The organism is Streptomyces sp. NPDC111656 (genome assembly GCF_055656965.1).
Genome location: NZ_JBVKCA010000030.1, coordinates 1 through 22,648 on the forward strand (window position 1 = coordinate 1; position 22,648 = coordinate 22,648).

Annotated in this window: 13 protein-coding genes; 7 read left to right on the forward strand and 6 right to left on the reverse strand. The window is 72.2% G+C overall.

Features of this window, described 5'->3' with window-relative positions; all coding sequences use genetic code 11:
- Positions 1-492: 492 nt before the first annotated feature.
- Complete coding sequence (locus ACZ7M3_RS46705) at positions 493-1,053, reverse strand: MarR family winged helix-turn-helix transcriptional regulator (protein WP_472072066.1); 561 nt, start codon at positions 1,051-1,053, stop codon at positions 493-495.
- A gap of 144 nt (positions 1,054-1,197) precedes the next feature.
- Between ACZ7M3_RS46705 and ACZ7M3_RS46710 the strand changes: the two genes are divergently transcribed.
- Positions 1,198-2,475 carry an MFS transporter gene (locus ACZ7M3_RS46710; protein WP_472072068.1) on the forward strand — a complete coding sequence of 426 codons (1,278 nt, stop codon included), beginning with the start codon at positions 1,198-1,200 and terminating at the stop codon, positions 2,473-2,475.
- Positions 2,476-2,573: 98 nt separating this feature from the next.
- Here ACZ7M3_RS46710 and ACZ7M3_RS46715 read toward each other — a convergent pair whose 3' ends face one another.
- On the reverse strand, positions 2,574-4,229 hold the full coding sequence (locus ACZ7M3_RS46715; RefSeq protein ID WP_472072070.1) for an ATP-binding SpoIIE family protein phosphatase: 1,656 nt from the start codon (positions 4,227-4,229) through the stop codon (positions 2,574-2,576).
- A 242-nt stretch (positions 4,230-4,471) separates the two neighbouring features.
- The gene (locus ACZ7M3_RS46720; RefSeq protein WP_382248789.1) at positions 4,472-5,851 is read right to left on the reverse strand and encodes an NAD(P)/FAD-dependent oxidoreductase; all 1,380 of its coding nucleotides are present in this window, start codon (positions 5,849-5,851) and stop codon (positions 4,472-4,474) included.
- Positions 5,852-6,225: 374 nt separating this feature from the next.
- On the opposite strand from ACZ7M3_RS46720, the gene ACZ7M3_RS46725 reads away from it, so the two are divergent.
- Both ACZ7M3_RS46725 and ACZ7M3_RS46730 read left to right on the forward strand, forming a co-directional pair.
- Complete coding sequence (locus ACZ7M3_RS46725; protein WP_472072072.1) at positions 6,226-7,005, forward strand: TetR/AcrR family transcriptional regulator; 780 nt, start codon at positions 6,226-6,228, stop codon at positions 7,003-7,005.
- Between the two features lie 241 nt (positions 7,006-7,246).
- Positions 7,247-9,271, forward strand: coding sequence for a sigma-70 family RNA polymerase sigma factor (locus ACZ7M3_RS46730; RefSeq protein ID WP_472072074.1), 2,025 nt, complete (start codon positions 7,247-7,249; stop codon positions 9,269-9,271).
- 50 nt (positions 9,272-9,321) lie between these two features.
- On the opposite strand, the gene ACZ7M3_RS46735 is transcribed toward ACZ7M3_RS46730, so the two are convergent.
- Both ACZ7M3_RS46735 and ACZ7M3_RS46740 read right to left on the reverse strand, forming a co-directional pair.
- Positions 9,322-12,879 carry an AfsR/SARP family transcriptional regulator gene (locus tag ACZ7M3_RS46735; protein ID WP_472072076.1) on the reverse strand — a complete coding sequence of 1,186 codons (3,558 nt, stop codon included), beginning with the start codon at positions 12,877-12,879 and terminating at the stop codon, positions 9,322-9,324.
- 457 nt (positions 12,880-13,336) lie between these two features.
- Positions 13,337-15,436, reverse strand: coding sequence for an asparagine synthase-related protein (locus ACZ7M3_RS46740; RefSeq protein ID WP_472072078.1), 2,100 nt, complete (start codon positions 15,434-15,436; stop codon positions 13,337-13,339).
- A gap of 747 nt (positions 15,437-16,183) precedes the next feature.
- Here ACZ7M3_RS46740 and ACZ7M3_RS46745 point away from each other — a divergent pair.
- The 4 genes from ACZ7M3_RS46745 (at position 16,184) to ACZ7M3_RS46760 (ending at position 21,688) form a co-directional block, all read left to right on the forward strand.
- Complete coding sequence (locus tag ACZ7M3_RS46745) at positions 16,184-17,608, forward strand: hypothetical protein (RefSeq protein WP_060901701.1); 1,425 nt, start codon at positions 16,184-16,186, stop codon at positions 17,606-17,608.
- Positions 17,609-17,781: 173 nt separating this feature from the next.
- A complete protein-coding gene (lhgO, locus tag ACZ7M3_RS46750) occupies positions 17,782-18,987 on the forward strand; it encodes an L-2-hydroxyglutarate oxidase (protein ID WP_472072080.1) in 1,206 nt (401 codons plus the stop codon).
- 396 nt (positions 18,988-19,383) lie between these two features.
- The gene (gene trmB / locus ACZ7M3_RS46755) at positions 19,384-20,223 is read left to right on the forward strand and encodes a tRNA (guanosine(46)-N7)-methyltransferase TrmB (RefSeq protein WP_472072082.1); all 840 of its coding nucleotides are present in this window, start codon (positions 19,384-19,386) and stop codon (positions 20,221-20,223) included.
- Positions 20,224-20,290: 67 nt separating this feature from the next.
- A complete protein-coding gene (locus tag ACZ7M3_RS46760) occupies positions 20,291-21,688 on the forward strand; it encodes a PrsW family intramembrane metalloprotease (protein ID WP_388515164.1) in 1,398 nt (465 codons plus the stop codon).
- Positions 21,689-21,691: 3 nt separating this feature from the next.
- Here ACZ7M3_RS46760 and ACZ7M3_RS46765 read toward each other — a convergent pair whose 3' ends face one another.
- Entirely contained in the window at positions 21,692-22,636 is a 945-nt protein-coding gene (locus tag ACZ7M3_RS46765; RefSeq protein WP_472072084.1) for an aldo/keto reductase, read from the reverse strand.
- Between the last annotated feature and the right edge of the window lie 12 nt (positions 22,637-22,648).

Below are 22,648 nucleotides of genomic sequence, written 5' to 3' on the forward strand. Positions count from 1 at the left end.
GATTTTTGGCACGCTGTTGAGTTCTCAAGGAACGGACGCTTCCTTTGTACTCACCCTCTCGGGCTTTCCTCCGGGCGCTTCCCTTCGGTCTTGCTTTGTTCTTGCGTTTCCGACTCTACCAGACCGTTTCCCGATCCGATTTCCTCGGCGCTTTCCAGGTTTCCGCTTTCGCGTTTCCCTTTCCGGCGGTTCCGACTCTATCAGATCCTTTCGGGCCTGATTCCCAGTCAGCGGGGCTTGTCTTCCAGGCCCTTGGGCCGTTCCGACGTCCCAAACTTTAGCGGATCCTCTCGGCAGTTCCTAATCGGACCGCCGCGCCCCAATCGAATTGAATTCGGGCACGCCGAATTCACCCGTTTGGGAGATCGTGCTGGTGGTTGGGGTGCCGCTTCTGCGGCGGAGGTGCTACCGCAGAACCGTTACGGCCCCGTGGCAACTCGAAGAACCTTACGGATCCATCAAGGTGGTGTCAACCATCTCTGTCAAGATCTTTTAATCGAGGTCGCTGAGCCGGCCGCCCGCGTCCGGCTGGGCGTGCTCCACGCGTCGTAGGAGGCGCGTCAGGACCTCGCCGAGGACACCGCGCTCGTCGGCGGACAGGTCCTGGAGGAGGTCCTCCTCGAAGACCGTGGCGAGACGCATGGCCTCCAGCCACTTCTCGCGCCCCTCGTCCGTGAGCTCCACGATCACGCGGACACGGTTCGACTCGTCGCGCTCCCGGGTGACCAGACCCTCCGCGACCATCCGGTCGATCCGGTGGGTCATCGCGGCCGGAGTCAGGCCCAGCCGCTTGGCGAGGTCACTGGGGCCCATCCGGTACGGCTCGCCGGCCAGGACGAGGGCCTTGAGCACCTCCCACTCGGCGTTGCTGATGCCGAGGGTGGCGGTCTGGCGGCCGTAGGCGACGTTCATCCGGCGGTTGAGGCGGCCGAGGGCCGCCACGATCTTCTCGACCTGGGGGTCGAGGTCCCGGAACTCGCGCTGGTAGGCGGCGATCTGTTCGTCGAGTGTCGGCTCGGTTGTCGGCGCAGCGAGGCCGGGGGTGTCGCCCATGTCCGAAGTATCGCACGGGCTCGCTTGGCATTGAAGTCCTTGAAGCTGTACAGTTCAACATCTAACTTTATCTTCGAAGTCTTCAGGCCTGCATCCATGCACGCCGAAGCATCACGACCAAGGCAGGTGAAAGTGACCAGGGCGATGGGCGCAGCGATGCGCCGGATCCACGTGGGCAACGCACTCGGAGCGTTCGGGCTCGGCTTTACCGTCCCCTTCCTCTACGTCTATGTGGCGCAGGTACGGGGACTCGGCTCCATGACGGCGGGCCTCGTGCTCGCCGTCTTCGCCGTGGCCGCTCTCGTGGTGCTGCCGTTCGCCGGACGGGCCATCGTCCTGCGCGGCCCGCTGCCGGTCCTGCTCACCGCCCTGGTCACCGCCGCCATCGGGGCGCTGAGCCTGGGGCTCGCGAGCAACGCCACGGCCGTACTGCTGTCGGCGGCGGCGCTCGGCGCGGGACAAGCGGTCATGCAGCCGGCGCTGGCGACGATGATCGTGGACTGCTCGACGGCGGACACCCGGTCGCGCGCGTTCGCGACTCAGTTCTTCCTGCAGAACCTCGGGCTCGGCGTGGGTGGCCTGATCGGCGGCCACATCGTCGACACGACCCGCGCGAGTTCGTTCACGCTGCTGTTCGCGATCGAGGCGGCGATGTTCCTGGTGCTGGTCGTGATCATGGCGACCGTACGGGTGCCGCACGCGCCGCGGATCGACGGGGACGCGCCGCAGGCCGAGGGCGGCAGCTGGAAGCAGCTGCTGGGCAACCGGGCCATGGTGCAGCTGTCCGTGCTGGGCTTCGTCCTGTTCTTCGCCTGCTACGGGCAGTTCGAGTCGGGGCTGTCCGCGTACGGCGTCGAGGCGGCCGGGATCTCGACCTCCGCGCTCGGTACGGCGATGGCGGCGAACACGGCGATGATCGTGGTGGCGCAGTTCGCGGTGCTGAAGTTCGTCGAGCGCCGGAAGCGGTCGCGGGTGATCGCTGCGGTGGGCCTCATCTGGGCCGTGGCGTGGCTGGCCGCCGGATACGCGGGGCTGGGACACGGCAGCCAGACGATGGCGACGGCGGCGTTCGTCTCGACGTACGCGCTGTTCGGACTGGGCGAGGCGATGCTGTCGCCGACGGTCGCGCCGCTGGTCGCGGATCTCGCGCCGTCGGGACTCGCCGGCCAGTACAATTCCGCCTTCGCCCTGGTGAAGCAGCTCGCGCTGGCGGTCGGTCCGGCGGTGGGCGGTCCGATGGGGGCCTCGCTGCACGGTCCGTACGTCGTGACGTTCCTGCTCTTCTCGCTCGGCATCACGTTCCTGGCGCTGCGGCTCGGGCGGCAGCTCAGCCCCGTACAGAACCAGCCGTGGCTGGCGACGAGCCGGGTGGTGGCTCAGGGCGGGGCGGTACCCGCGGAGCCGGTACGGGCGAGCGCCTGACGGAGATTCGTACGACGTTCGTACGACGGCTGTCACCACGTTTCACCGTGGCGGCAGCCGTCTCCTGTTTCTCAGGGAACACACCCGGGGGCAGGGGGTCAGCCGGCGGTGCGGGGTAGGGCGAACTCGCACCAGACCGTCTTTCCTCCCCCTGGCGTACGCCGCGACCCCCAACCGGAAGCGATCGTCGCGACGATCGCGATACCGCGGCCGGCCTCGTCGGCGGGCTCGGCGCGACGCCGACGCGGCAGATGGTCGTCGCCGTCGGTGACCTCGATGATGAGGCGGCGGTCGGTACGGCGCAGCCGAAGGCGCATCGGCGGGGTGCCGTGCTGGAGGGAGTTGGCGACCAGCTCGCTGGTGGCGAGGACGCCGAGATCATGGAGGTCGGACGGGAAACGCCAGCTCGTCAGCACGCCGGAGGCGAAGGCACGCGCGCGGGGAGCCGCTTCCACCCCGCCCAGCAGCTCCAGGGCCGCGTTGCGGAAGAGCTCGCCGTCGGGGCCCGTGCGGGCGGGGTGCTGGAGGACGAGGACGGCCACGTCGTCGTCGTGGTCGGCGGTGACGCCCGCGGAGCGGACGAGGCGGTCGCAGACGACCTGGGGCGTGCCCGTCGCCCCCGCGAGGGCGCGCTCCAGGGACGCGATCCCCTCGTCGAGGTCCTCGTTGCGGCGCTCGACCAGGCCGTCGGTGTAGAGGACGGCCGTGGAGCCGGGGCCCAGCGGGACCGAACCCGAGGCGTGCATCCAGCCGCCGGTGCCGAGCGGTGGTCCGGTGGGTTCGTCGGCGCGGATCACGGTGCCGTTCTCGTCGCGGACAAGGATCGGGAGGTGGCCCGCGGAGGCGTACACGAGCCGCCCCTCGTTGGGGTCGTGGACGGCGTACGCGCAGGTGGCGATCTGGTTGGCGTCGATCTCCGTGGCGAGTCCGTCGAGGAGTTGCAGGACCTCGTGCGGGGGCAGGTCGAGGCGGGCGTACGCGCGCACGGCGGTGCGCAGTTGCCCCATGACGGCCGCGGCCCGCACTCCGCGGCCCATCACGTCGCCGATGACGAGCGCGGTGCGGCCGCCGCCGAGGGTGATCACGTCGTACCAGTCGCCGCCGACCGCGGCCTCGGTGCCGCCGGGCTGGTAGGTGGCGGCGACGCGCAGGTCGTCGGGTTCTTCCAGCTCCTGGGGGAGCAGGGAGCGCTGGAGGGTGACGGCGGTCTCGCGCTGGCGGCGCTCGCTGGCGCGCAGTCGCTCGGCGGCCTCGGCGTGGTCGGTGACGTCGGTGGCGAAGACGAGTACGCCGCCGTCCTGGCCGTCCGGGGTGGCGTCGACGGGCGTACAGGTGAAGGTGTACGAGCGGCCGCCGGGGGCTTTGCGGGACTTGACCGTGCGCGGCTTGGCGCTGCGCAGCACCTGGTCGAGGAGCGGGAGCAGGCCGATCTCGGCGAGCTCGGGCAGCGCCTCGCGTGCGGGTTCGCCGACGGGTCGAGCGCCGAAGGCCGCCACATAGGCGTCGTTGACGTAGGCCACGCGGTGGTCGTGGCCGTGCACGAGGGCGACGAGGGCCGGGACGCGGTCGAGGACCTCGCGCACGGGCAGGTCGTCGACGGCGGGGACGGGCGGCGCGTCGTCGGTCAGCTGCTCGCCGCGGGCCGCGGGCACGGAGCCCTCGCCTCGACGGTCCGGGGAGGCCGTGTGTTCGGTCCGCGCCGCGGTGCGGCGCTGCGTTCCGGGGAGCCGGGCGCTCCAGCGGGTGAAGTTCACCGAATCCTTGCCTCGTGATTGTCGTCTCCGGTCAGCTCCGGAATCCGGCCGGGGGTCCGGCCCGCGGCCGGAGCCACTGGAGCGCTGCCTCCCTGATCGGAACCCGGGAAATGCGGCGCTGGGGAAGAAGCCTGTGGGTGCGGATGAGCGAACCGTCGGCCCGCCCAAGGTCGGGACCAGTCTGGCCGACCGGACCGACATCCGTCAGACGCCTGCCTGATCGGTGGAGTTCCTGGGTCCGGTCAGGACGACCCCTTCGGGTCGAGCTTCGGGTCGATAGGATGCTTTCCACCGGCCGCGAGTTCGAACTCCGCTCGAGGATGTTCGAGCGATCCGAGGGACACGATCTCCCTTTTGAAGAGCCCCGCCAGGGTCCATTCTGCGAGTACGCGGGCCTTGCGGTTGAAGGTCGGGACCCTGCTCAGGTGGTAGACGCGGTGCATGAACCAGGCAGGATAGCCCTTCAGCTTGCGCCCGTAGACGTGTGCGACACCCTTGTGCAGCCCGAGGGACGCGACCGAGCCGACGTACTTGTGGGAGTACGTCTCCAGGGGCTCCTCGCGCAGGGAGTGGGCGATGTTGTCGCCGAGGACCTTGGCCTGGCGTACCGCGTGCTGGGCGTTGGGCGCGGTCTCCTTGCCGGGCTCCCCGGCGGTGACGTCGGGGACGGCGGCGGCGTCTCCCGCCGCCCACGCGTGCGGGGCGCCGTCGACGGTCAGTTCCGGGGTGCACTTGAGGCGGCCGCGCCCGTTGAGAGGGAGGTCGGTGGCGGCCAGGATCGGGTGCGGTTTCACGCCGGCGGTCCACACGACCGTGCGCGTGGGGAAGCGGGCGCCGTCGCTGAGGACGGCGATCCGGTCCGCACAGGAGTCGAGGCGGGTTTCGAGGCGTACGTCGATGTTGCGGCGGCGCAGCTGGGTGACCGTGTACTTGCCCATCTCCTCGCCGACCTCGGGGAGGATGCGGTTGGAGGCCTCGACGAGGATCCACTTCATGTCGTCGGCGTTGACGTTGTGGTAGTAGCGGGCGGCGTAGCGGGCCATGTCCTCGAGTTCACCGAGCGCCTCCACACCCGCGTAACCGCCTCCTACGAAGACGAAGGTCAGGGCGGCGTCGCGGATCGCGGGGTCGCGGGTGGAGGAGGCGATGTCCATCTGCTCGATGACGTGGTTGCGCAGCCCGATGGCCTCTTCGATGGTCTTGAAGCCGATGGCGTAGTCGGCGAGTCCGGGGATCGGGAGGGCGCGTGAGACCGAGCCGGGGGCGAGGACGAGCTCGTCGTAGGTGATCTGTTCCGTGCCCGCGCCCTCCTCGGCGGTGGCGAGCGTGCTGAGCGTCGCGGTGCGCTTGGCGTGGTCGATGCTGTGGGCCTCGCCGACCACGATCCGGCACCGGTCGAGGACCCTGCGCAGTGGGACCACCACGTGGCGCGGCGAGATCAGGCCCGCGGCGGCTTCGGGAAGGAACGGCTGATAAGTCATATAGGGGTCGGGGGAGACGACGGTGATCTCGACCTCGCCCCGATTCAGTTCCGGCTTCAACTTTCGTTGGAGGCGCAGGGCGGTGTACATCCCGACGTAGCCGCCGCCGACGATGAGAATGCGCACAGGTTCCTTCACCATCCCATGACGCACCCCGCTCCTGAGTTTGTCCACAGGCTCGACAATTTGTGTGACCGACGGCCGGGGGCCCGAGGGGTTGACCGGTTTGCCGGAGTACGGGAAGAGTGCGCAGGTCAGAGGGGGTGCCCAGGGGGACCGGAGGGGGCGCAATCGGGAGGTAACCGACCCGTACTCCGATCGGGGGGCGCTCCGTGCGGAACCTGCCCCTTCTGAATTGACCCCCACTCAACTATGTTCGTGTGTCGACGGGGTGTAGGGGGATGCGCTCGACGAGTCCGCACGACGGGTTCGTGAATCAAGCTTGTTCCGCTCGCTCCGGCTTCCAATGGCGGGGAGAGTCTCCGGGGGGAGACGTCATTACCGGGGGAACGCTTATGCACATTCAGGATGCTCATTGGTCTTCCGCGTCTGCCATCGCGTCCGGTGGCACGGTCGGCGCGGCAACGGGCGGCAACGGCCGCGGTCCGGTGGACGGATCACGGACGGCGCCGCTACGGGTGGACGCACAGCGCAATCTGGAGCACGTACTGCGCGCGGCGCGCGAGGTCTTCGGCGAGCTGGGGTACGGCGCGCCGATGGAGGACGTCGCGCGGCGCGCCCGGGTCGGCGTCGGCACGGTGTACCGGCGCTTCCCGAGCAAGGATGTCCTGGTCCGTCGGATAGCCGAGGAGGAGACCTCCCGGCTGACCGACCAGGCGCGCGCGGCGCTCGGTCAGGAGGACGAGCCGTGGTCGGCGCTCTCGCGCTTCCTGCGTACTTCGGTGGCCTCGGGTGCCGGGCGGCTGCTGCCGCCGCAGGTGCTGCGGGTCGGCGTCGCGGAGGAGGGACCCTCGGCGGACGAGGCGCGGGTGCCGCAACAGCGGTCCCAGCTCGCCCCCGAGCTCCGGCTCGTCGAGCAGCGGTCGGCACCCGAGGAGGAGGCCATGGCCGCGGTGGCCGACGACGCCGGTGCGGCCGCGCTGCTCGACGTGGTGGGTCGGCTGGTGGATCGGGCGCGCGCGGCGGGCGAGCTGCGGGCGGACGTGACCGTGGCGGACGTACTGCTGGTCATAGCCACGGCGGCGCCCTCGCTGCCGGATGCCGTCCAGCAGGCCGCGGCCTCGGCCCGGCTGCTGGACATCCTGCTGGAGGGGCTGCGCTCGCGGCCGGCGTGACGGCGGCCGGGGTGGCGGAGTCCGAGATGACGTGGTTCGGGGTCCGCGCATTCCGGCCGTGGCGCAACTGCCTTGTGGGGAGCGTTTATTGACTATTCCCCAAACGGCTGACCACTAGTGCTGTCGTGTGGCAAGTCCCCACGGACGAGTGGTTGGTCCGTGCGGTGGGGTCCCGTCCCTGAAGCGTGTGGCACTCTGTCCCGGTATTCGGGTCCGAGTGTGCAGGCGGGGGCTTTCCGCGATGAGCGTTGACGGGCGGGACGAGTCACTCGGTGACGGTGGCGCGGAGGCCGGCGGGTCGCCCTCGCGGCAGGTACCGAGCCAGGGCGGTCCGTCGGGCATCACCCCGGAACCCTCGGGTCCACCGGGCGCTCCAGGTACTTCGGGTGCCCCGAGGGACGCCAGCGTTCCGGCGCAGCGCGACCGGTTCGACCGGCGTGACGCCGTCCTGCCACCCCCGATCGAGCTGCCGCCCTCCGACGCCGATCTGATCGGGCGGATGCGGGCGGGCGACGACACGGCGTACGAGGAGTTGTACCGCCGGCACGCCGAAGCCGTCCGTCGCTATGCCCGCACCTGCTGCCGGGACGCGCACACCGCGGACGACCTCACCGCCGAGGTGTTCGCCCGCATGCTCCAGGCGGTCCGCCGCGGCCACGGCCCCGAGCACGCCGTGCGCGCGTATCTGCTCACCACGGTCCGCCGCGTCGCCGCAAGCTGGACGAAGTCCGCGAAACGGGAACAACTGGTCGACGACTTCGCGGTGTTCGCCGCGCAGTCCTCCCGCACCTCCGAGGTGTCCGACGACGAAACGTTGGACCTGGGTGCCGACGTACGGGCGATGCACGAGGCCGAGCAGTCGATGGCCATGCAGGCGTTCCGGTCGCTGCCGGAGCGCTGGCAGGCCGTGCTGTGGCACACGGAGGTCGAGGACGAGTCCCCGAGCGAGGTCGCCCCGCTCTTCGGGCTCGACGCCAACGGCACCCGCGTCCTGGCCAGCCGCGCCCGCGAGGGCCTCAAGCAGGCCTACCTCCAGGCACACGTCAGCGCCACGCTCATCATGGACGAGGAGTGCGCGCGCTACGCCGACCGGCTCGGCGCCTACGCCCGCGGCGGCCTGCGCACCCGGGCCGAGCGCGGACTGCGCAAGCACCTGGAGGAGTGCGCCAAGTGCCGGCTGGCCGCGGGCCAGATCAAGGAAGTCGCCGGCGGGATCCCCGCGGTCGTGCCGGTCGCGGTCATCGGTTGGTTCGGTGCCGCCGGGTACGCGAAGGCCGTCGCGCTCATCGCCGGTGGCGCCGGAGCGGGCGCGGCCGGAGCGGCAGCGGCGGGCGGCGGCTCGGGCGGGGCGGCGGTCTCGGGCGGGGCGGCGGGCGCGGCCGGAGCGGCGGGCGGCGGCTCGGGCGGGGCGGGCGCCGGGGGCGGCGCAGCCGCCTCGGAGGGGCTCGGCGCGCCGGTCAAGGCCGGTATCGCGGCGGGAGTCGTCGCGGTGGCCGCGGCGGCGGTGGCACTGGCGCTCGTCGGCAACGGCAGCCCGGCCAAGAAGAAGCCCGAGGCCAAGCCGTCGGCCACCTCGCCGGTGGTCGAAGCGCCACAGCCACAGCCGACTCCGACTCCGACTCCGTCGAAGAAGCCCGCGCCAGGGGCCCCGGTGGTGGCCTCCGCACCGAAGTCCAGCCCGACCCCGACTCCCCGGCCCACCCCGAAGCCCACCCCCAAGCCGTCGCCCACACCCACCCCGCCGCGGGCGAAGCCGAAGCCCACCCCCTCACCCACGGCCACCCACGCACCTGCCCCCACGCCGACGCCCACCCCGCCGCCGCCTCCCGTACCGATCGTCTACCAGTGGAACGAGTTGAAGTACGACGTCACCGGTGACCACACCAAGCCCGAGATGCGGCTCGGCGAGAGCAGTTGGGTGTGGCAGCGGTGGGGAGTCTCGATCGCGGGTCAGCGGTACACCCACGGCGTGACCGTGCACGGCGAGTCCTCGGTCACCATCGATCTCAACCGCAGTTGCTCGGCGTACGACGCGCTGGTCGGCGTGGACGACCTGACGCTGGGTCTCGGCCAGGTGAGCTTCTCCGTGTACGCCGACGGAGCGCGCCTGTGGCAGTCGCCCCTGGTCAAGGGCGGCGAACCCGCGATCCCCGTGCATGTGAATCTCACCGGCCGCACAACAATTAGGCTGGCCGTCGAACCGCACACGAGATTCGACGCGGTGGCCCTGGCGGACTGGGCGGAGTCCAAGTTCCAGTGCCAGTGACGTGAACTACTCCCTCGCCCCGCCCCGTGCTCCTTGTTCGTACTCCCTACTCATACTCCTGACTCGTACTCCTTCAGCGCCTCCGCGAGCTCCCGCAGGGCGTCGGCCTGACTGAAGGCCGCCCCCGTCGCCCGCTCGGACTCATGGCGGACGGGACCGAGAGCGGCACGCGCGGCGGTCTCCGTGCGCTCGGCGCCGGTGCGCTCCTGGGTGGGACGGGGGTGACCGCCGCGCCAGGAAGTACCCGCGGCGAGCAGACGGGCCGCTCGGGGATGGTCGCCGAGCTCGGACAGCAGGCCCGCCGCACTCTCGACGAAACTCGCCGTCACCACGTCGGCGCACCGCCCCGCCACCGCCCCGGCCAACGCGTCGACCATCTTGCGCAGGCCGGGCTCCGGGCCGGACTCGGCGGCCGTCACGAGCGCCTCGACCCAGTTCAGCGCCGCCATGAACTGCGGCGGCGGGGTGTTGCGGACGGTCATCTCGCTCGCCTGCTCCCACTGTTCACGCGCGAAGGCGACCTCGCCGTCGTCCAGGGCCAGCTGGGCGCGCAGCAGACGGACGAAGGCGGCGGAGTCCGTGACGCTGTACCGCTCGGCCGCCGCGTTCGCCTCGTCCAGGGCGGTCAGCGCCTGCGAGCGCTCGCCCGCTCGGTAGGCGAGCTCGGCCAGCCGCGCCATGAGGAAGGGCGTCTCGGCGTACGCGCCGACCTCGAAGGCCAGCCGCAGTGCCTCCTCGTACTCGCCCTTGGCCTCATCGTAGAAACCGCGCGCCGTGGCCGCCTCCCCCGCGGCGCTGCACACCTGGGCGCGCACCCAGCGGTCGCCCACCCGCCGACTGAGCACCCGCAGCTCCGCGAGGTCGTCGTCCACGCCCGGCATGCCGCCCGGGGCGTCGACGACCATGTGCGTACGGAACATCAGGGTGACGCCGATCTCCCACTCACCGCCGTACACACGGCAGTTGGCGAGCGCCGCGTCCATCGACGGACGCACGTCGTGCCAACCGCTCAGGAAGAAGGCGGTCATCGGCCAGACGATGCCCGGCATGGTCGCCGCGGCCGGACCGCCCTTCTCGAAGAAGTCCCGCACCCGCAGGATGTACTCCCGAATCCACGGATACGCCCCTACGTCCAACGGATCGGTCTCCACCAGCATGAACAGGTGCAGCATGCGCACCCGCATCCGCATGCCGTGCAGCGGATGGGACTCCTCGTGGTCCGGGGCGTCGAGGAAGGCGGCCAGCGGGTCGAACCGGTCCAGGTCGGCGAGAAGGTCGCCACCGCCGCGGCCCTCGCACCCGTCACCGCCGTCGCCACCGTCGCCGCCCTCCCCGCCGTGCGCCCGGTTCGCCTCGGACACGACGCGCCTCGCGTCGAGCGCCGCGCCCAGCCGCAGCAGGCGGTCCGTCCATTCCCCGCCCTCGACGCGGAAGTTGCGCAGCCACCAGAACCAGCCCATGGCGAGGACGATCGCACCGGCTTCCTCCTCCGCACCGGCGACGATCGCGCGGTGCAGCGCCGCCCGGATGTTGTCGAGCTCGGTCTCCAGGCGGTGGATCCAGGGCAGCTGCGCGGCCGAGCGCAGCAGTGGCTCGGCCTCCTCGACGAGGTCACGCGCCCACGCGCGGTGGCGCCGCTCGGCCGCGGCGCGCAGCTCGGGGACTTCGGCGGCGCGCTCGGTGGCGTACTCGTGGATCGTCTCCAGCATGCGGTACCGCATGCCGCCGCCACCGTCCTCGTCGTACGGGGCGGACGGGGTCGCGACGATCAGTGACTTGTCGACGAGCGCCCCGACAAGATCGGCCACCCCACCGGCGACCGGACCGGTGAGGGAATCAGTGAGGGAACCGGTGCAGACGGCTTCGGCGGCCGTGAGGTCCCAGCCGCCCGCGAAAACGGATGCCTCGCACAGTACGGCCCGCTCCCGTTCGTCGAGCAGGTCCCAGGACCAGTCGACGACCGCGCGCAGGGTCTGCTGGCGGGGCAGCGCCGTGCGGCTTCCGGAGGTGAGCAGCCGGAAGCGGTCGTCGAGCCGGTTGGCGATCTGGCGGGGCGTCAGCAGCCGCAGGCGCGCGGCGGCCAACTCGATGGCCAGGGGCAGGCCGTCGAGCCGCCGGCAGATCTCGTCCACCGCCTCGGAGTCGTGGAGCGCGGCGTCGGCGTCGGGACGTACGGCCGCCGCGCGCTCCATGAACAGTCGGCGCGCGGGGTCGGGCGGCAGGGGCTCGACCGGGCGCACCGACTCGCCGGGGACGCCGAGTGGTTCACGGCTGGTGGCGAGGATGGTGAGCCCCGGGCAGCGGGTGAGCAGGGTCTCGGCGAGTTCGGCGGCCGCGCCGATGACGTGCTCGCAGTTGTCAAGGATCAGGAGCTGGCTGCGCGGGGCGCAGTACTCGACGAGCAGGCCGAGCGGGTCGTCCTGGCCGACCATCGCCATCTCGTGGGTCATCAACACGGTCTCGCGCAGACCGAGGGCGCTGACCACCGCGCCCGGGACCGCCTCGGGCCGGTCGAGCGGGGCCAGCTCGACCAGCCAGGCCTGCGGGAGCCCGGCGGCGGCTTCCTCGGCGAGGCGGGTCTTTCCCGAACCGCCCGGTCCGGTCAGCGTGACCAGGCGTGCCCTCTGCACATCCGAACGGATCGCGTCGAGTTCGGGTTCCCGGCCGACGAAGGAGTTCAGACGGGGGCGGAGGTTGCCGGTGCGTTCGGGGTCGAAGCGGGGGTCGGGGCCGGGGAGGCGTCCGTCCTCGGTCGGGTGCGGAGTCGGTCGCTCTTCGAAGGAGCCGGCGTCGACGCGACGCCCTCGCCTCGTGGCCGCCTCCGCCGCGTCCCCCTCCCGCCGTACGCGAAGATCGGCGTCCACGGGTATGGGCCCCGGCCCGCCCGCTCCCGCCGGGGCGAGCAACACCGCGTGCAGCCTCTGCAGTTCCCGGCCGGGATCCGCACCCAGACCCTCCTGGAGGGCGCGGCGCACCCCTTCGTACGCGGCCAGCGCGTCCGCTCCCCGGCCCGCGTCGCGCAGGGCGCGGATGAGCAGGGCGTGCAGGGTCTCGTCGTACGGGTGGGCGGTTGTCAGCTCCTTCAACTCCGGTACGACGTCGGGGGCGCGGCCCAGTCGCAGGTCCGCGTCGATGCGGGTGTGCGTCGCCTGCAGGCGGAGCGCGTCCCAGCGGGTGGCGGCGTCTCGGTCAGGGAGGTCCGCGAGGGCCGGGCCGTGCCAAAGGGCGAGGGCGTCGCGCAGGGTGTGGGCGGCGGTGGACGCGTCGCCGCGGTCGAGGGCGGCCTTGCCGTCCCGTACCTGCCGCTCGAAGACGAACAGGTCCACGTCGTCCTTGGTGGCCCGCAACCGGTAGCCGCCCGCCTCCGAGGCGACCGCGTCCTTGCCGATCGCTCGGCGCAGGCGGCCGACCAGGGCCTGCAACGCCGCCGGGGCGTCCAGTGGGGGGTCGTCCGCCCATACCTCGTCGATCAGGGTCTGGGGGGTGGTCGTGCGGTCCGTTCGTTGGGCGAGCGCCGTGAGCAGGGCGCGTACCCGGGGGCCGCCCAGCGCGACCGGGGCCCCCTGATCATCCTCCGCCTGGGCGACCCCCAGGATTCTGTACCGCACCCGCCTATTCTCACCTCGCCCGGTGCGCAGAGCCGAGGCTTTCCCCGGCGGGCCTCCACTCCGGCCCACACCCGGTTCTCCGCCCCCGCCGCCCCTACCCGTCCCGTCCCCAGGGGCTCCGCCCCTTCAACCCCACTGGGGGCTCCGCCCCCAGACCCCCGGGTGAGTTTGTCGGCTGCGGGCCGGTGGGGGTTGTTCGCGCAGTTCCCCGCGCCCCTGGGGGCCGGGGCTGCGCCCCAAGCCCCCCACCGGCCCGCAGCCGAACGAAACGGGTGGGCGGGGGATCCGGCCCGCAGTCGTCCGCGTGCGGAAGGGGCCGTGCCGGTGCGTCGTAAGCCCGTCGCTCACGTTCGGGTCCGGAAGCGGCTCCCTGTAGGGCAAGGCCTGATCCGGCGGCGACGGGCTCGACGTACCGGCACGGCCCCGACCCAACGACGGCCCGGAGACGATCCGGCGGCTAGCCCCGCCCCCCGGCCCCCGCCCCCAACGCCCGCCCCTGCGGCACGATCCCCGCGGGTACGGCCCGTTGGCGGGCGGGCGTGCCCGTCCAGCAGGTGCCGCGGCGGGCCAGCAGGCGGCGCAGCCACAGTTCCAAGGAGACCAGATCCGCCAGCCCGTCCAGCGGCAGCGGCTCCCCCGCCGCGGCCGCCCGCAGGGCCTTGCGGACGACCCGTGCCTCGACGAGCCCCGCCTGCGCCAGCAGAGGGGTGTCGAACAAGGCGATCAGGGAATCCGCGGCCACCCGCAACCCGGTCCGCGCGGCCGCCGCCGAGGACGCGTGCGACGGCGCGCCCCAGCCGGGCGGCAGGTCGGCCACCCCGGCGCCCTCCAGGACGGTCCGGAGGATCGCGGCGCGCGCCCCGGGCTGGACCCGCAGCGCCTCCGGCAACTCACGGCACGCGCGGACGACCTGGTTGTCCAGGAACGGCGCGTGCAGCCGCTGGAAGCGGATCTCGGCGGCCTGTTCCAGGACGCGAAGATCGGCGGCGTGGCGCGCGAGCGCCGCCCGGGCGCGGAAGTCACCGGGCCGCTGCCCGGGACCGACCACCCCCGTCCGACCTGCGGTTCCTTGTAGGCGAACCGATACTTCAGCAAGCGCCTCACCGGTCAGCCAACGCGCCGCGGGACCAGGCCTGGCCCAGGTGAGCGCAGCGAGTGATGCACCCACCGCGCCTCCCGGTTCGTCGAAGCGCCGGTGCAGCAGCCGGTCGGCGAGAACGTCGACGCCGGTCCGGTACGGCGTACGGGCGAGCTTGCGCGCGGCGCCGTACACGCGCGCGGGAACCATGACGGACCCGTCCGCCTTCGCCAACGCGGCGACGGGCCGGACCAGATGGCGTCTCTTGCGGTCCATCAGCAGGTCGGCCAGCCGCGCGGGGTGCGCGTCCAGGACCTGCCGGGCCCCGTATCCCGTGAAGTGGTCCGCGCTGCCGGAGGACAGCCGCGCACGGTGCCGCGCCGCCGTCACCAGCGAGGGCCCCGGCTCGTCCGTCAGCGGCCCCTCCAGGTCGGCGTACGGAAGCGTCTCCTCGCCCCCGGCGACGACCACGTGGTGCAGCCGGGGGTTCGCGGCAAGCGTCCCGGCCCGCTCCACCTCGGCTTCCCGTCCGCGCACGACGAGGTCGTTGAAGGTGACGGCGAGGAGCCGCTCACCGGCGCCCGTGCCGTGCCCGAGGACCGTGCCGGGCGCCCCCGGCAGCCCCGCCGCGAGCAGGGCCAGCGTCCCGGAAGCGGGCCCTCCGGAGAGATCGGCCCCGATTCCCGGTACGGGCATCCCGCGCGCCGCGCGCCGCTCCGCGGGCCCCATCCCGGGTACGGGCCCGGGGTCGATGTCGGTCCCGGGTACGTGCCGGGGAGCGGCGAGGCGCGCGCGTACGGCCTCCACCAGGGCGTCCCGGACGCCGTCCACCGCGCGGTCGGGGTCCGCGGTGGGCGCGGCGACGGCGAGGGAGGCGACGGGCTCGTAGCCGGCGACCTCGCGGGCACCCGCGCGCAGGATCAGCGCGTGCCCCGGCGGAATGCGTCGTACGCCTTCGTAAGGGGTCGAGTCGTGGACCGCGGCCGGTACGTCGGGGGCGGCGAGCAGGGCCGCCAGGTGCCCGAAGTCGAGGTTGGCCTCGATGAGGTCGGCCAGCGGGAGGGCCGCGGTCGCGTAGGCCGTACCGCCCGCCCAGGGGGTGTGGAAGACGGGTCGCGCGCCCGCGAGGTCGCCCGCGACGGTGGTGCGGCGGCCGACCTGGACGACGGCGGTGTAGCTGCCGGACCAGGCGGTGAGGTGGCGCAGTGCCCCGCCGCGCGCGGCGAAGAGGCCGACCTTGAGTTCCTCGTCGCTCGCCCCGCAGGTGCCGAGGACGGCGATCCGGTTCTGCGCGTCGGCCTTGATGACGCGGACCTCGTCGGGGCGCCAGTCGCCGACCGCCCAGAGCGGATCGGGGTCGCCCCAAAGGAGTTGGGAGCCCACCGGGTGCACGGTCTCGCCGTCGCTTCCGGTGGCGCCCGCCAAGCCGATCTCGGGCGCTCTGGCGGCGGTACTGCTCCACCCCACCAACCACCGCATCGACGCCTCCACAGGCTGTGGACAACCAGTGCACCGTACGAACTCGGCTCCATGCTGCCACGAAGACCGCGTACGGGAGGGCCCCTGGGGCGGCTTGCGCCCCCTGGAATGCGCCCCCGCGAATACGTTCGCGCCGTTGGGAGGCCACTGCAAAGCCGATCCGAAGCAGATGCGAACACCCGCCCGAGGCAAGGTGATCACGAAGGATTCACTAGGAACGACGAGTGGGCGGGGGTGGATCGGCGACGCGAATGCGCCCCCGGTACGCTCCCCGAAAGCACCTCATGCGCCCTCAAGTGACGTGGTGGGAGCGCTATTTGCCCGCAAAGGCCACCGTCGATTTTCGGCCAAATCGGCTGCGGGCGGACAGGCGTGCACACGCTCCGTACAGGCCGAGCGCACCGCTCCGACAACGCACAGTCCGGGAGGCGGAGTTCGCCTCCCGGACCGGTCCGCCGCCCGCGGGGATGTAGGCGGCGGTGTCCCCCAGCCCACTGGATCCAGTACAGCGGGCCGACCCACGCACGATCCATGGAAGCGCTCCCCCGGTGGCCGGAGAAGAGCGCACGGACGGGCGCACAGCCACACAGCGGGAGCACGATGCAACCGTCCGTACTTCCGTACGGACCACAATCCCGCCATCCGGAACAACGCCCCTTAACGCTTGGGATGCGGCGAACTACGCTGGGTTTACGAATGCCGCATGGTTATGCCAGCGCGGCAGCCGTCTGTGTCGAGGGGTGGCGCATGTCCAGGGAGCAACGCGGGCCGAACGAAAAACTCGGCGCCGTTCTCGCCCTCGCGGGAATCAGCAATGCAGGACTCGCGCGGCGCGTCAACGATCTTGGCGCTCAACGCGGGTTGACTCTTCGCTACGACAAGACGTCGGTGGCGCGCTGGGTGTCGAAGGGAATGGTGCCGCAGGGTGCGGCGCCGCATCTCATCGCGGCCGCCATCGGTCAGAAGCTCGGCCGCCCGGTGCCGCTCCACGAGATCGGCCTGGCGGACGCGGATCCCGCGCCCGAAGTGGGCCTCGCCTTCCCCCGTGACGTCGGGCAGGCGGTGCGGTCCGCCACCGAGCTGTACCGCCTGGACCTCGCCGGCCGCCGGGCCGGTGGCGGCGGCATCTGGCAGTCCCTGGCGGGATCCTTCGCAGTGAGCGCTTACGCGACTCCCGCCTCACGGTGGCTGATAACCCCGGCCGACAGTTCGGTGGCGCGGGACGTGAACCCTTCCGAGGGCTCCGGGGCACCACTGAAAGTCGGCCACAGCGATGTGCAGAAGCTCCGCGAGGCAGCAGAGGACGCCAGGCGCTGGGACTCCAAGTACGGAGGTGGCGACTGGCGTTCGTCGATGGTGCCGGAATGTCTGCGGGTCGAGGCGGCACCGCTGTTGCTCGGCGCCTACTCCGACGAAGTGGGCAGAGCTCTCTTCGGGGCGAGTGCCGAGCTGACCCGCCTGGCGGGCTGGATGGCCTTCGACACCGGCCAGCAGGAGGCCGCCCAGCGCTACTACATCCAGGCCCTGCGCCTGGCCCGAGCCGCCGCCGACGTCCCTCTGGGCGGCTATGTGCTGGCCTCCATGTCCCTCCAGGCGACCTACCGCGGCTTCGGCGACGAGGGTGTCGACCTCGCCCAGGCCGCCCTGGAGCGCAACCGGGGGCTCGCCACCGCCCGCACCATGAGCTTCTTCCGTCTCGTCGAGGCACGCGCCCACGCGCGCGCGGGTGATGCCCAGGCGGCCGGCGGGGCCCTGAAGGCCGCCGAGGGCTGGCTGGAGCGGGCCCGGGACGGCGACCACGACCCGAGCTGGCTCGGCTTCTACTCGTACGACCGTTTCGCGGCCGACGCGGCCGAGTGCTACCGCGACCTGAAGGCGCCGCGCCAGGTGCGCCGCTTCACCGAGCAGGCACTGTCGAAGCCGACGGAGGAGTTCGTACGCTCCCACGGTCTGCGACTGGTGGTGTCGGCGGTCGCCGAGCTCGAGTCGGGCAATCTCGACGCGGCATGCGAGCAGGGCGTACGGGCGGTGGAGGTCGCCGGGCGGATTTCCTCCGCGCGCACGACGGAGTACGTGAAGGACCTTCTGCACCGTCTGGAGCCCTACGGCGACGAACCGCGTGTGGTGGAGCTGAGGGAGCGGGCACGGCCGCTGCTGATGGCCCCAGCGTAGTCGCTCCGCTGGAGGACCGGTACGACCGCGGGTGGTTCGGCTGCGGGTCGTTCGTGGCTGGTCGCGCAGTTCCTCGCGCCCCTGCGGGGCTCGGGGAACTGCTTCCGGCGCTTCGCGGGTTTGAAGGCGTTGTCAGTGGCGCAGTGCACTCTTGAAGCCGGGAGGTGGAACAGGTGCGGGTCGCTTACGACTGCGATGTGCTGGTGATCGGCGGCGGGATCGTCGGCCTGGCGACGGCGTATGCGATCACGCGCGCCGCGCCGGGCACGCGGGTGACGGTGCTGGAGAAGGAGCAGGGTCCCGCCCGACATCAGACGGGGCGCAACAGCGGTGTGATCCACAGCGGGATCTACTACCGGCCCGGCTCGCTGAAGGCGCGGTACGCCGTGCGGGGCGCCGCCGAAATGGTGAAGTTCTGCGCGGAGTACGACATCGCGCACGCCGTCACCGGAAAGCTGATCGTCGCCACGGAGAAGGCCGAGCTGCCCCGTCTGCACGGGCTCGTGCAGCGCGGCCGGGAGAACGGGATTCCGGTGCGGGAGCTGGGCCCCGCCCAGATAGCGGAGTACGAGCCGCAGGTGCGCGGGCTCGCCGCGATCCACGTCGGCACGACGGGGGTGTGCGACTTCGTCGCCGTGGCCCGGCAGCTCGCCGAGTCCTCCGGGGCGGAGATCCGGTACGGGGCGCAGGTCGTCCGCATCGACCGCCGGCCCGCGCTCGGTGTCGCCGTCCGCACAGGGGACGGGGCGGTCGTGCGGGGACGGGTGCTGGTCAACTGCGCCGGGCTGCACTGCGACGAGATCGCGCGCCTGGCCGGGGACGAGCCCGGCATGCGCATCATCCCCTTCCGCGGCGAGTACTACTCCCTGGCGCGTCCCGAGCTGGTCCACGGCCTGGTCTACCCGGTCCCCGACCCCGCCTTCCCCTTCCTCGGCGTGCACCTCACCCGGGGGATCGACGGAGACGTCCACATCGGGCCCAACGCGGTGCCGGCGCTCGCCCGGGAGGGGTACGAGTGGGGGGTCGTCCGGCCCCGCGAGGTGGGCGCGGCCGTGGCGTGGCCAGGTTCCTGGCGGATGGCGCGGCGGCACTGGCGGTACGGGGCGGGGGAGCTGCGGCGGTCGGTGTCCAAGGCGGCGTTCACCGGGGCCGTGCGGCGGCTGCTGCCGGCGGTGACGCCGGACGACCTGATCCCGGCCTCGGCGGGTGTCCGGGCCCAGGCCGTCCTGAGGGACGGCACCCTGGTGGACGACTTCCTCATCGAGGAGGGCCCGCGGACCGTGCACGTCCTGAACGCGCCGTCTCCCGCCGCCACGGCGTCGCTCCCGATCGGGCGCGAGGTTGCGCGGAGGGCACTGGGGGTGCTGGCGGGGACGTGACGAGGTGACCGGCCTGAGTTCCTCGCCCCCGCCGCCCCTACCCAACCCATCCCCAGGGGCTCCGCCCCTTCAACCCCACCGGGGGCTCCGCCCCCGAACCCCCCGCGGGGCTCCGCCCCTGCACCCCACCGAGGGCTCCGCCCCCTGGACCCCCGTGAAGCTCCGCCCCTGACCCCCGCATCGGCCTGAACGGCCTCGTCCTCAAACGCCGGACAGGCTGAAAGATGCGCGCCAGCGCCCTTTAGGGGCGCGGGGAACTGCGCGCCAAACCCCCACCGGCCCCACAGCCAAACCAACCCGGGCGGACGGGGGACGCGGGGCGAAGCCCCCGCCTCAGGGGCGCGGGGAACTGCGCGACCAGCCCCCACCCGCCCGCGCCGTAAAATCGTCCTCATTGTGTCTGACTCCATTGACTCCCCCGAAGAGCCCCGGTCCAGCTCCGTCGCCGGAGGTGAGCCCCATCGGCATGTCCGGGCCAAGGGGGAGCCCCGGTTCCCCGACGGGCCGAAGGCCGACCCCGCCGGATCGCACTTCGAGCGGCGGATCCGGAGTTTCCAGCCGCGGCGCAGCCGGGTCACCACGGGCCAGGCGGACGCGTTGCAGCGGCTGTGGCCCAAGTGGGGGCTCGACATCGACGGGCAGCGGGTGATCGATCTCGCGGAGTTGTTCGGGGGCGAGCGGCCCGTCGTGCTGGAGATCGGGTTCGGGATGGGCGAGGCCACCGCGCGGATGGCGGCGGAGGACCTGGAGACGGGGATCCTCGCCGTCGACGTGCACACGCCGGGGCAGGGCAACCTGCTCAATCTCGCGGACCAGCGCGGACTCACCAACATCCGCGTCGGCAACGGTGACGCGATCATTCTGCTCAGGGAGATGCTCACGCCGGATTCCCTGAGCGGGCTGCGCGTGTACTTTCCCGACCCCTGGCCCAAGAAGCGGCACCACAAGCGGCGGCTGATCCAGCCGGAGTTCCTCAGCCTCGCCGCGACCCGCCTCAGGCCCGGCGCCCTCGTGCACTGCGCGACCGACTGGGAGCCGTACGCCGAGCAGATGCTGGAAGTGCTGAGCGCGCACCCGGACTTCGAGAACACCAGGCCGGACGGCGGTTACGCGCCTCGTCCGGACTTCCGGCCGCTGACCCGTTTCGAGGGTCAGGGACTGGAGAAGGGTCATGTGGTGAACGACCTCCTGTTCCGGCGCGTACAGCACCGAGACCAGGACACATCCGGCGACTGAAGACCCGCGGACGAACACCACCAGGCGCCGTCGCGGGCAGCGCCCCTCCCTCGTTAGGGTCAATGCCGTGGCCACCTTTCCCCCGTACCCGACGTATCCCGGCGGTCCCACCGGTGGGCCGGCCGACGGTGCACTGCGGCACGCGCACTGGTGGCAGCGGAAGTGGGTGCGCTACGGCGCGCTGATCACCCTGCTCGCGCTCTCCGGCCTCGTCATCCTGGCCCTGGTCCGCCAACAGACCGGCACCGAGGGCTTCCTGGTCGGACTCGGCCTCGCCGTGCTGCCCGTGCCGCTCCTCGTCGCCGCGTTCCGCTGGCTGGACCGGGTGGAGCCCGGCCCCTGGCGCAATCTGCTCTTCGCCTTCGCGTGGGGCGCCTGCGCGGCGGCGCTGATAGCGATCGTCGCCAACAGTTTCGCGACCAGATGGATAGCGACCGCCACCGCCGACCCGTCCAGCGCCGACACCCTCGGCGCGACCGTCATAGCGCCGATCGTGGAGGAGTCCGCGAAGGCCGCCGCCGTGCTCCTGGTCTTCCTCTTCCGCCGCCGGGACTTCACGGGGATCGTCGACGGGGTCGTCATAGCCGGAGTCACCGCGACCGGCTTCGCCTTCACCGAGAACATCCTCTATCTCGGCACCGCCTTCGGCACGGACCAGCTCAACGGCGACCGCGGCCTGGCCTCCGTCACCGCCGCGACCTTCTTCGTCCGCGTCGTGATGTCGCCCTTCGCGCACCCCCTGTTCACGGTGCTCACCGGCATCGGCTTCGGCATCGCGGCGCTGTCCGCCGAGCGCCAGCATGCGCGCCGGGTCCTGCTGCCCCTGACCGGACTGCTGCTCGCGATGGGCATGCACTCCATGTGGAACGGCTCGTCGAACTTCGGGGAGTACGGCTTCTACGCGGTGTACGGGGCGTTCATGGTGCCCGCGTTCGGTCTGCTCACCTTCCTCGTCATCTGGACGCGGCAGCGGGAGCTGAAGACCGTACGGACCGAACTTCCGGCGTACGCGGCGGCCGGGTGGCTCACCCCGCCCGAGCCGTACGTGCTCGGCTCGATGCGGGCGCGGCGGCTGGCCCGCGAGTACGCCGCCCACCACTTCGGCAGGGCGGCGGCGCGTTCGGTCGCCCAGTACGAGGCGTACGCGACCTCGCTGGCGTTTCTGCGGCACCGGGGGCGCAGTGGCCGCGCCAACGCCGACTTCGTCGTACGGGAGCGGGAGTTGCTGCACGAGCTGTGGCGCCGCCGGGAGATCGCCCGCCCCTCCCTCGCGTACGCGGCCCACGCGTCGGCCCCGGCCGTACCGGTGCCGCCGCAGCTGCCGCCGCCGTGGCCCGGGTACGGCTACGCGCCGGTGCCCGGCCAGGCGAACCCCGCCGGCCCGCCCCCGTACCCCGCCGGCGCGACGACCCCGTATCCCGCCCCGGCGACGCCGTACCCCGCGTACAACCCCTACCAGTCGTAGGTCTCAGGCGGACGCTTCCGTCAGCCTGGCCACCTCCGCGTCCGTCAGGGTCAGGTCGGCGACCGCCAGCAGGGCCGGCAGCTGCTCGACCGTCCGTGCGGAGGCGATGGGCGCCGCGACCGTCGGCCGGGCGGCGAGCCAGGCGAGGGCGACCGTGGCGACCTCGGCGTCATGGGCCACGGCGACCTCGTCGAGGGCGGCCAGGACGCGGATGCCGCGCTCGGTGGCGAGGTGCTTGCCCGCGCCCGCGGCCCGCGCGGAGTCGACCGTCGTACCCGGGCGGTACTTGCCGGTGAGGAAGCCGGACGCGAGCGCGAAGTACGGGACGGCGGCCAGGCCGGTCCGGGAGGCGACCTCCTGGAGCGGGCCCTCGTAGGTGTCGCGCGAGACGAGGTTGTAGTGGGGCTGGAGGGCGACGTAGCGCGCGAGGCCCTCGCGGTCGGAGAACTCCACGGACTCCGCGAGCCGCTCGGCGGAGATGTTGGAGGCGGCGATCTCCCGGACCTTGCCGGCCCGGACCAGTTCGTCCAGCGCGCCGATGATCTCCTCGACCGGCACCGAGGTGTCGTCGAAGTGGGTGTAGTAGAGGTCGATGTAGTCCGTGCCGAGGCGGCGCAGCGAGGCGTCGGCGGCGGCCCTGATGTTCGCCGGGGACAGGCCCTTGTACTCGGGGTGGGTACTGACCTTGGTGGCGAGGACGACATCGGAGCGGTTGCCGCGCGCGGCGAACCACTTGCCGATGACCGTCTCGGACTCACCGCCCTTGTGGCCGGGGAGCCACGCGGAGTAGCCGTCGGCGGTGTCGACGAAGTTGCCGCCCCCGGCCGTGTAGGCGTCGAGCACGGCGAAGGACTGCGCCTCGTCGGCGGTCCAGCCGAAGACGTTGCCGCCGAGGGAGAGCGGGAAGACCTCGAGGTCGGAGGAGCCGAGCTTGCGAAGGGAAGTCATGCCTTATTTCAA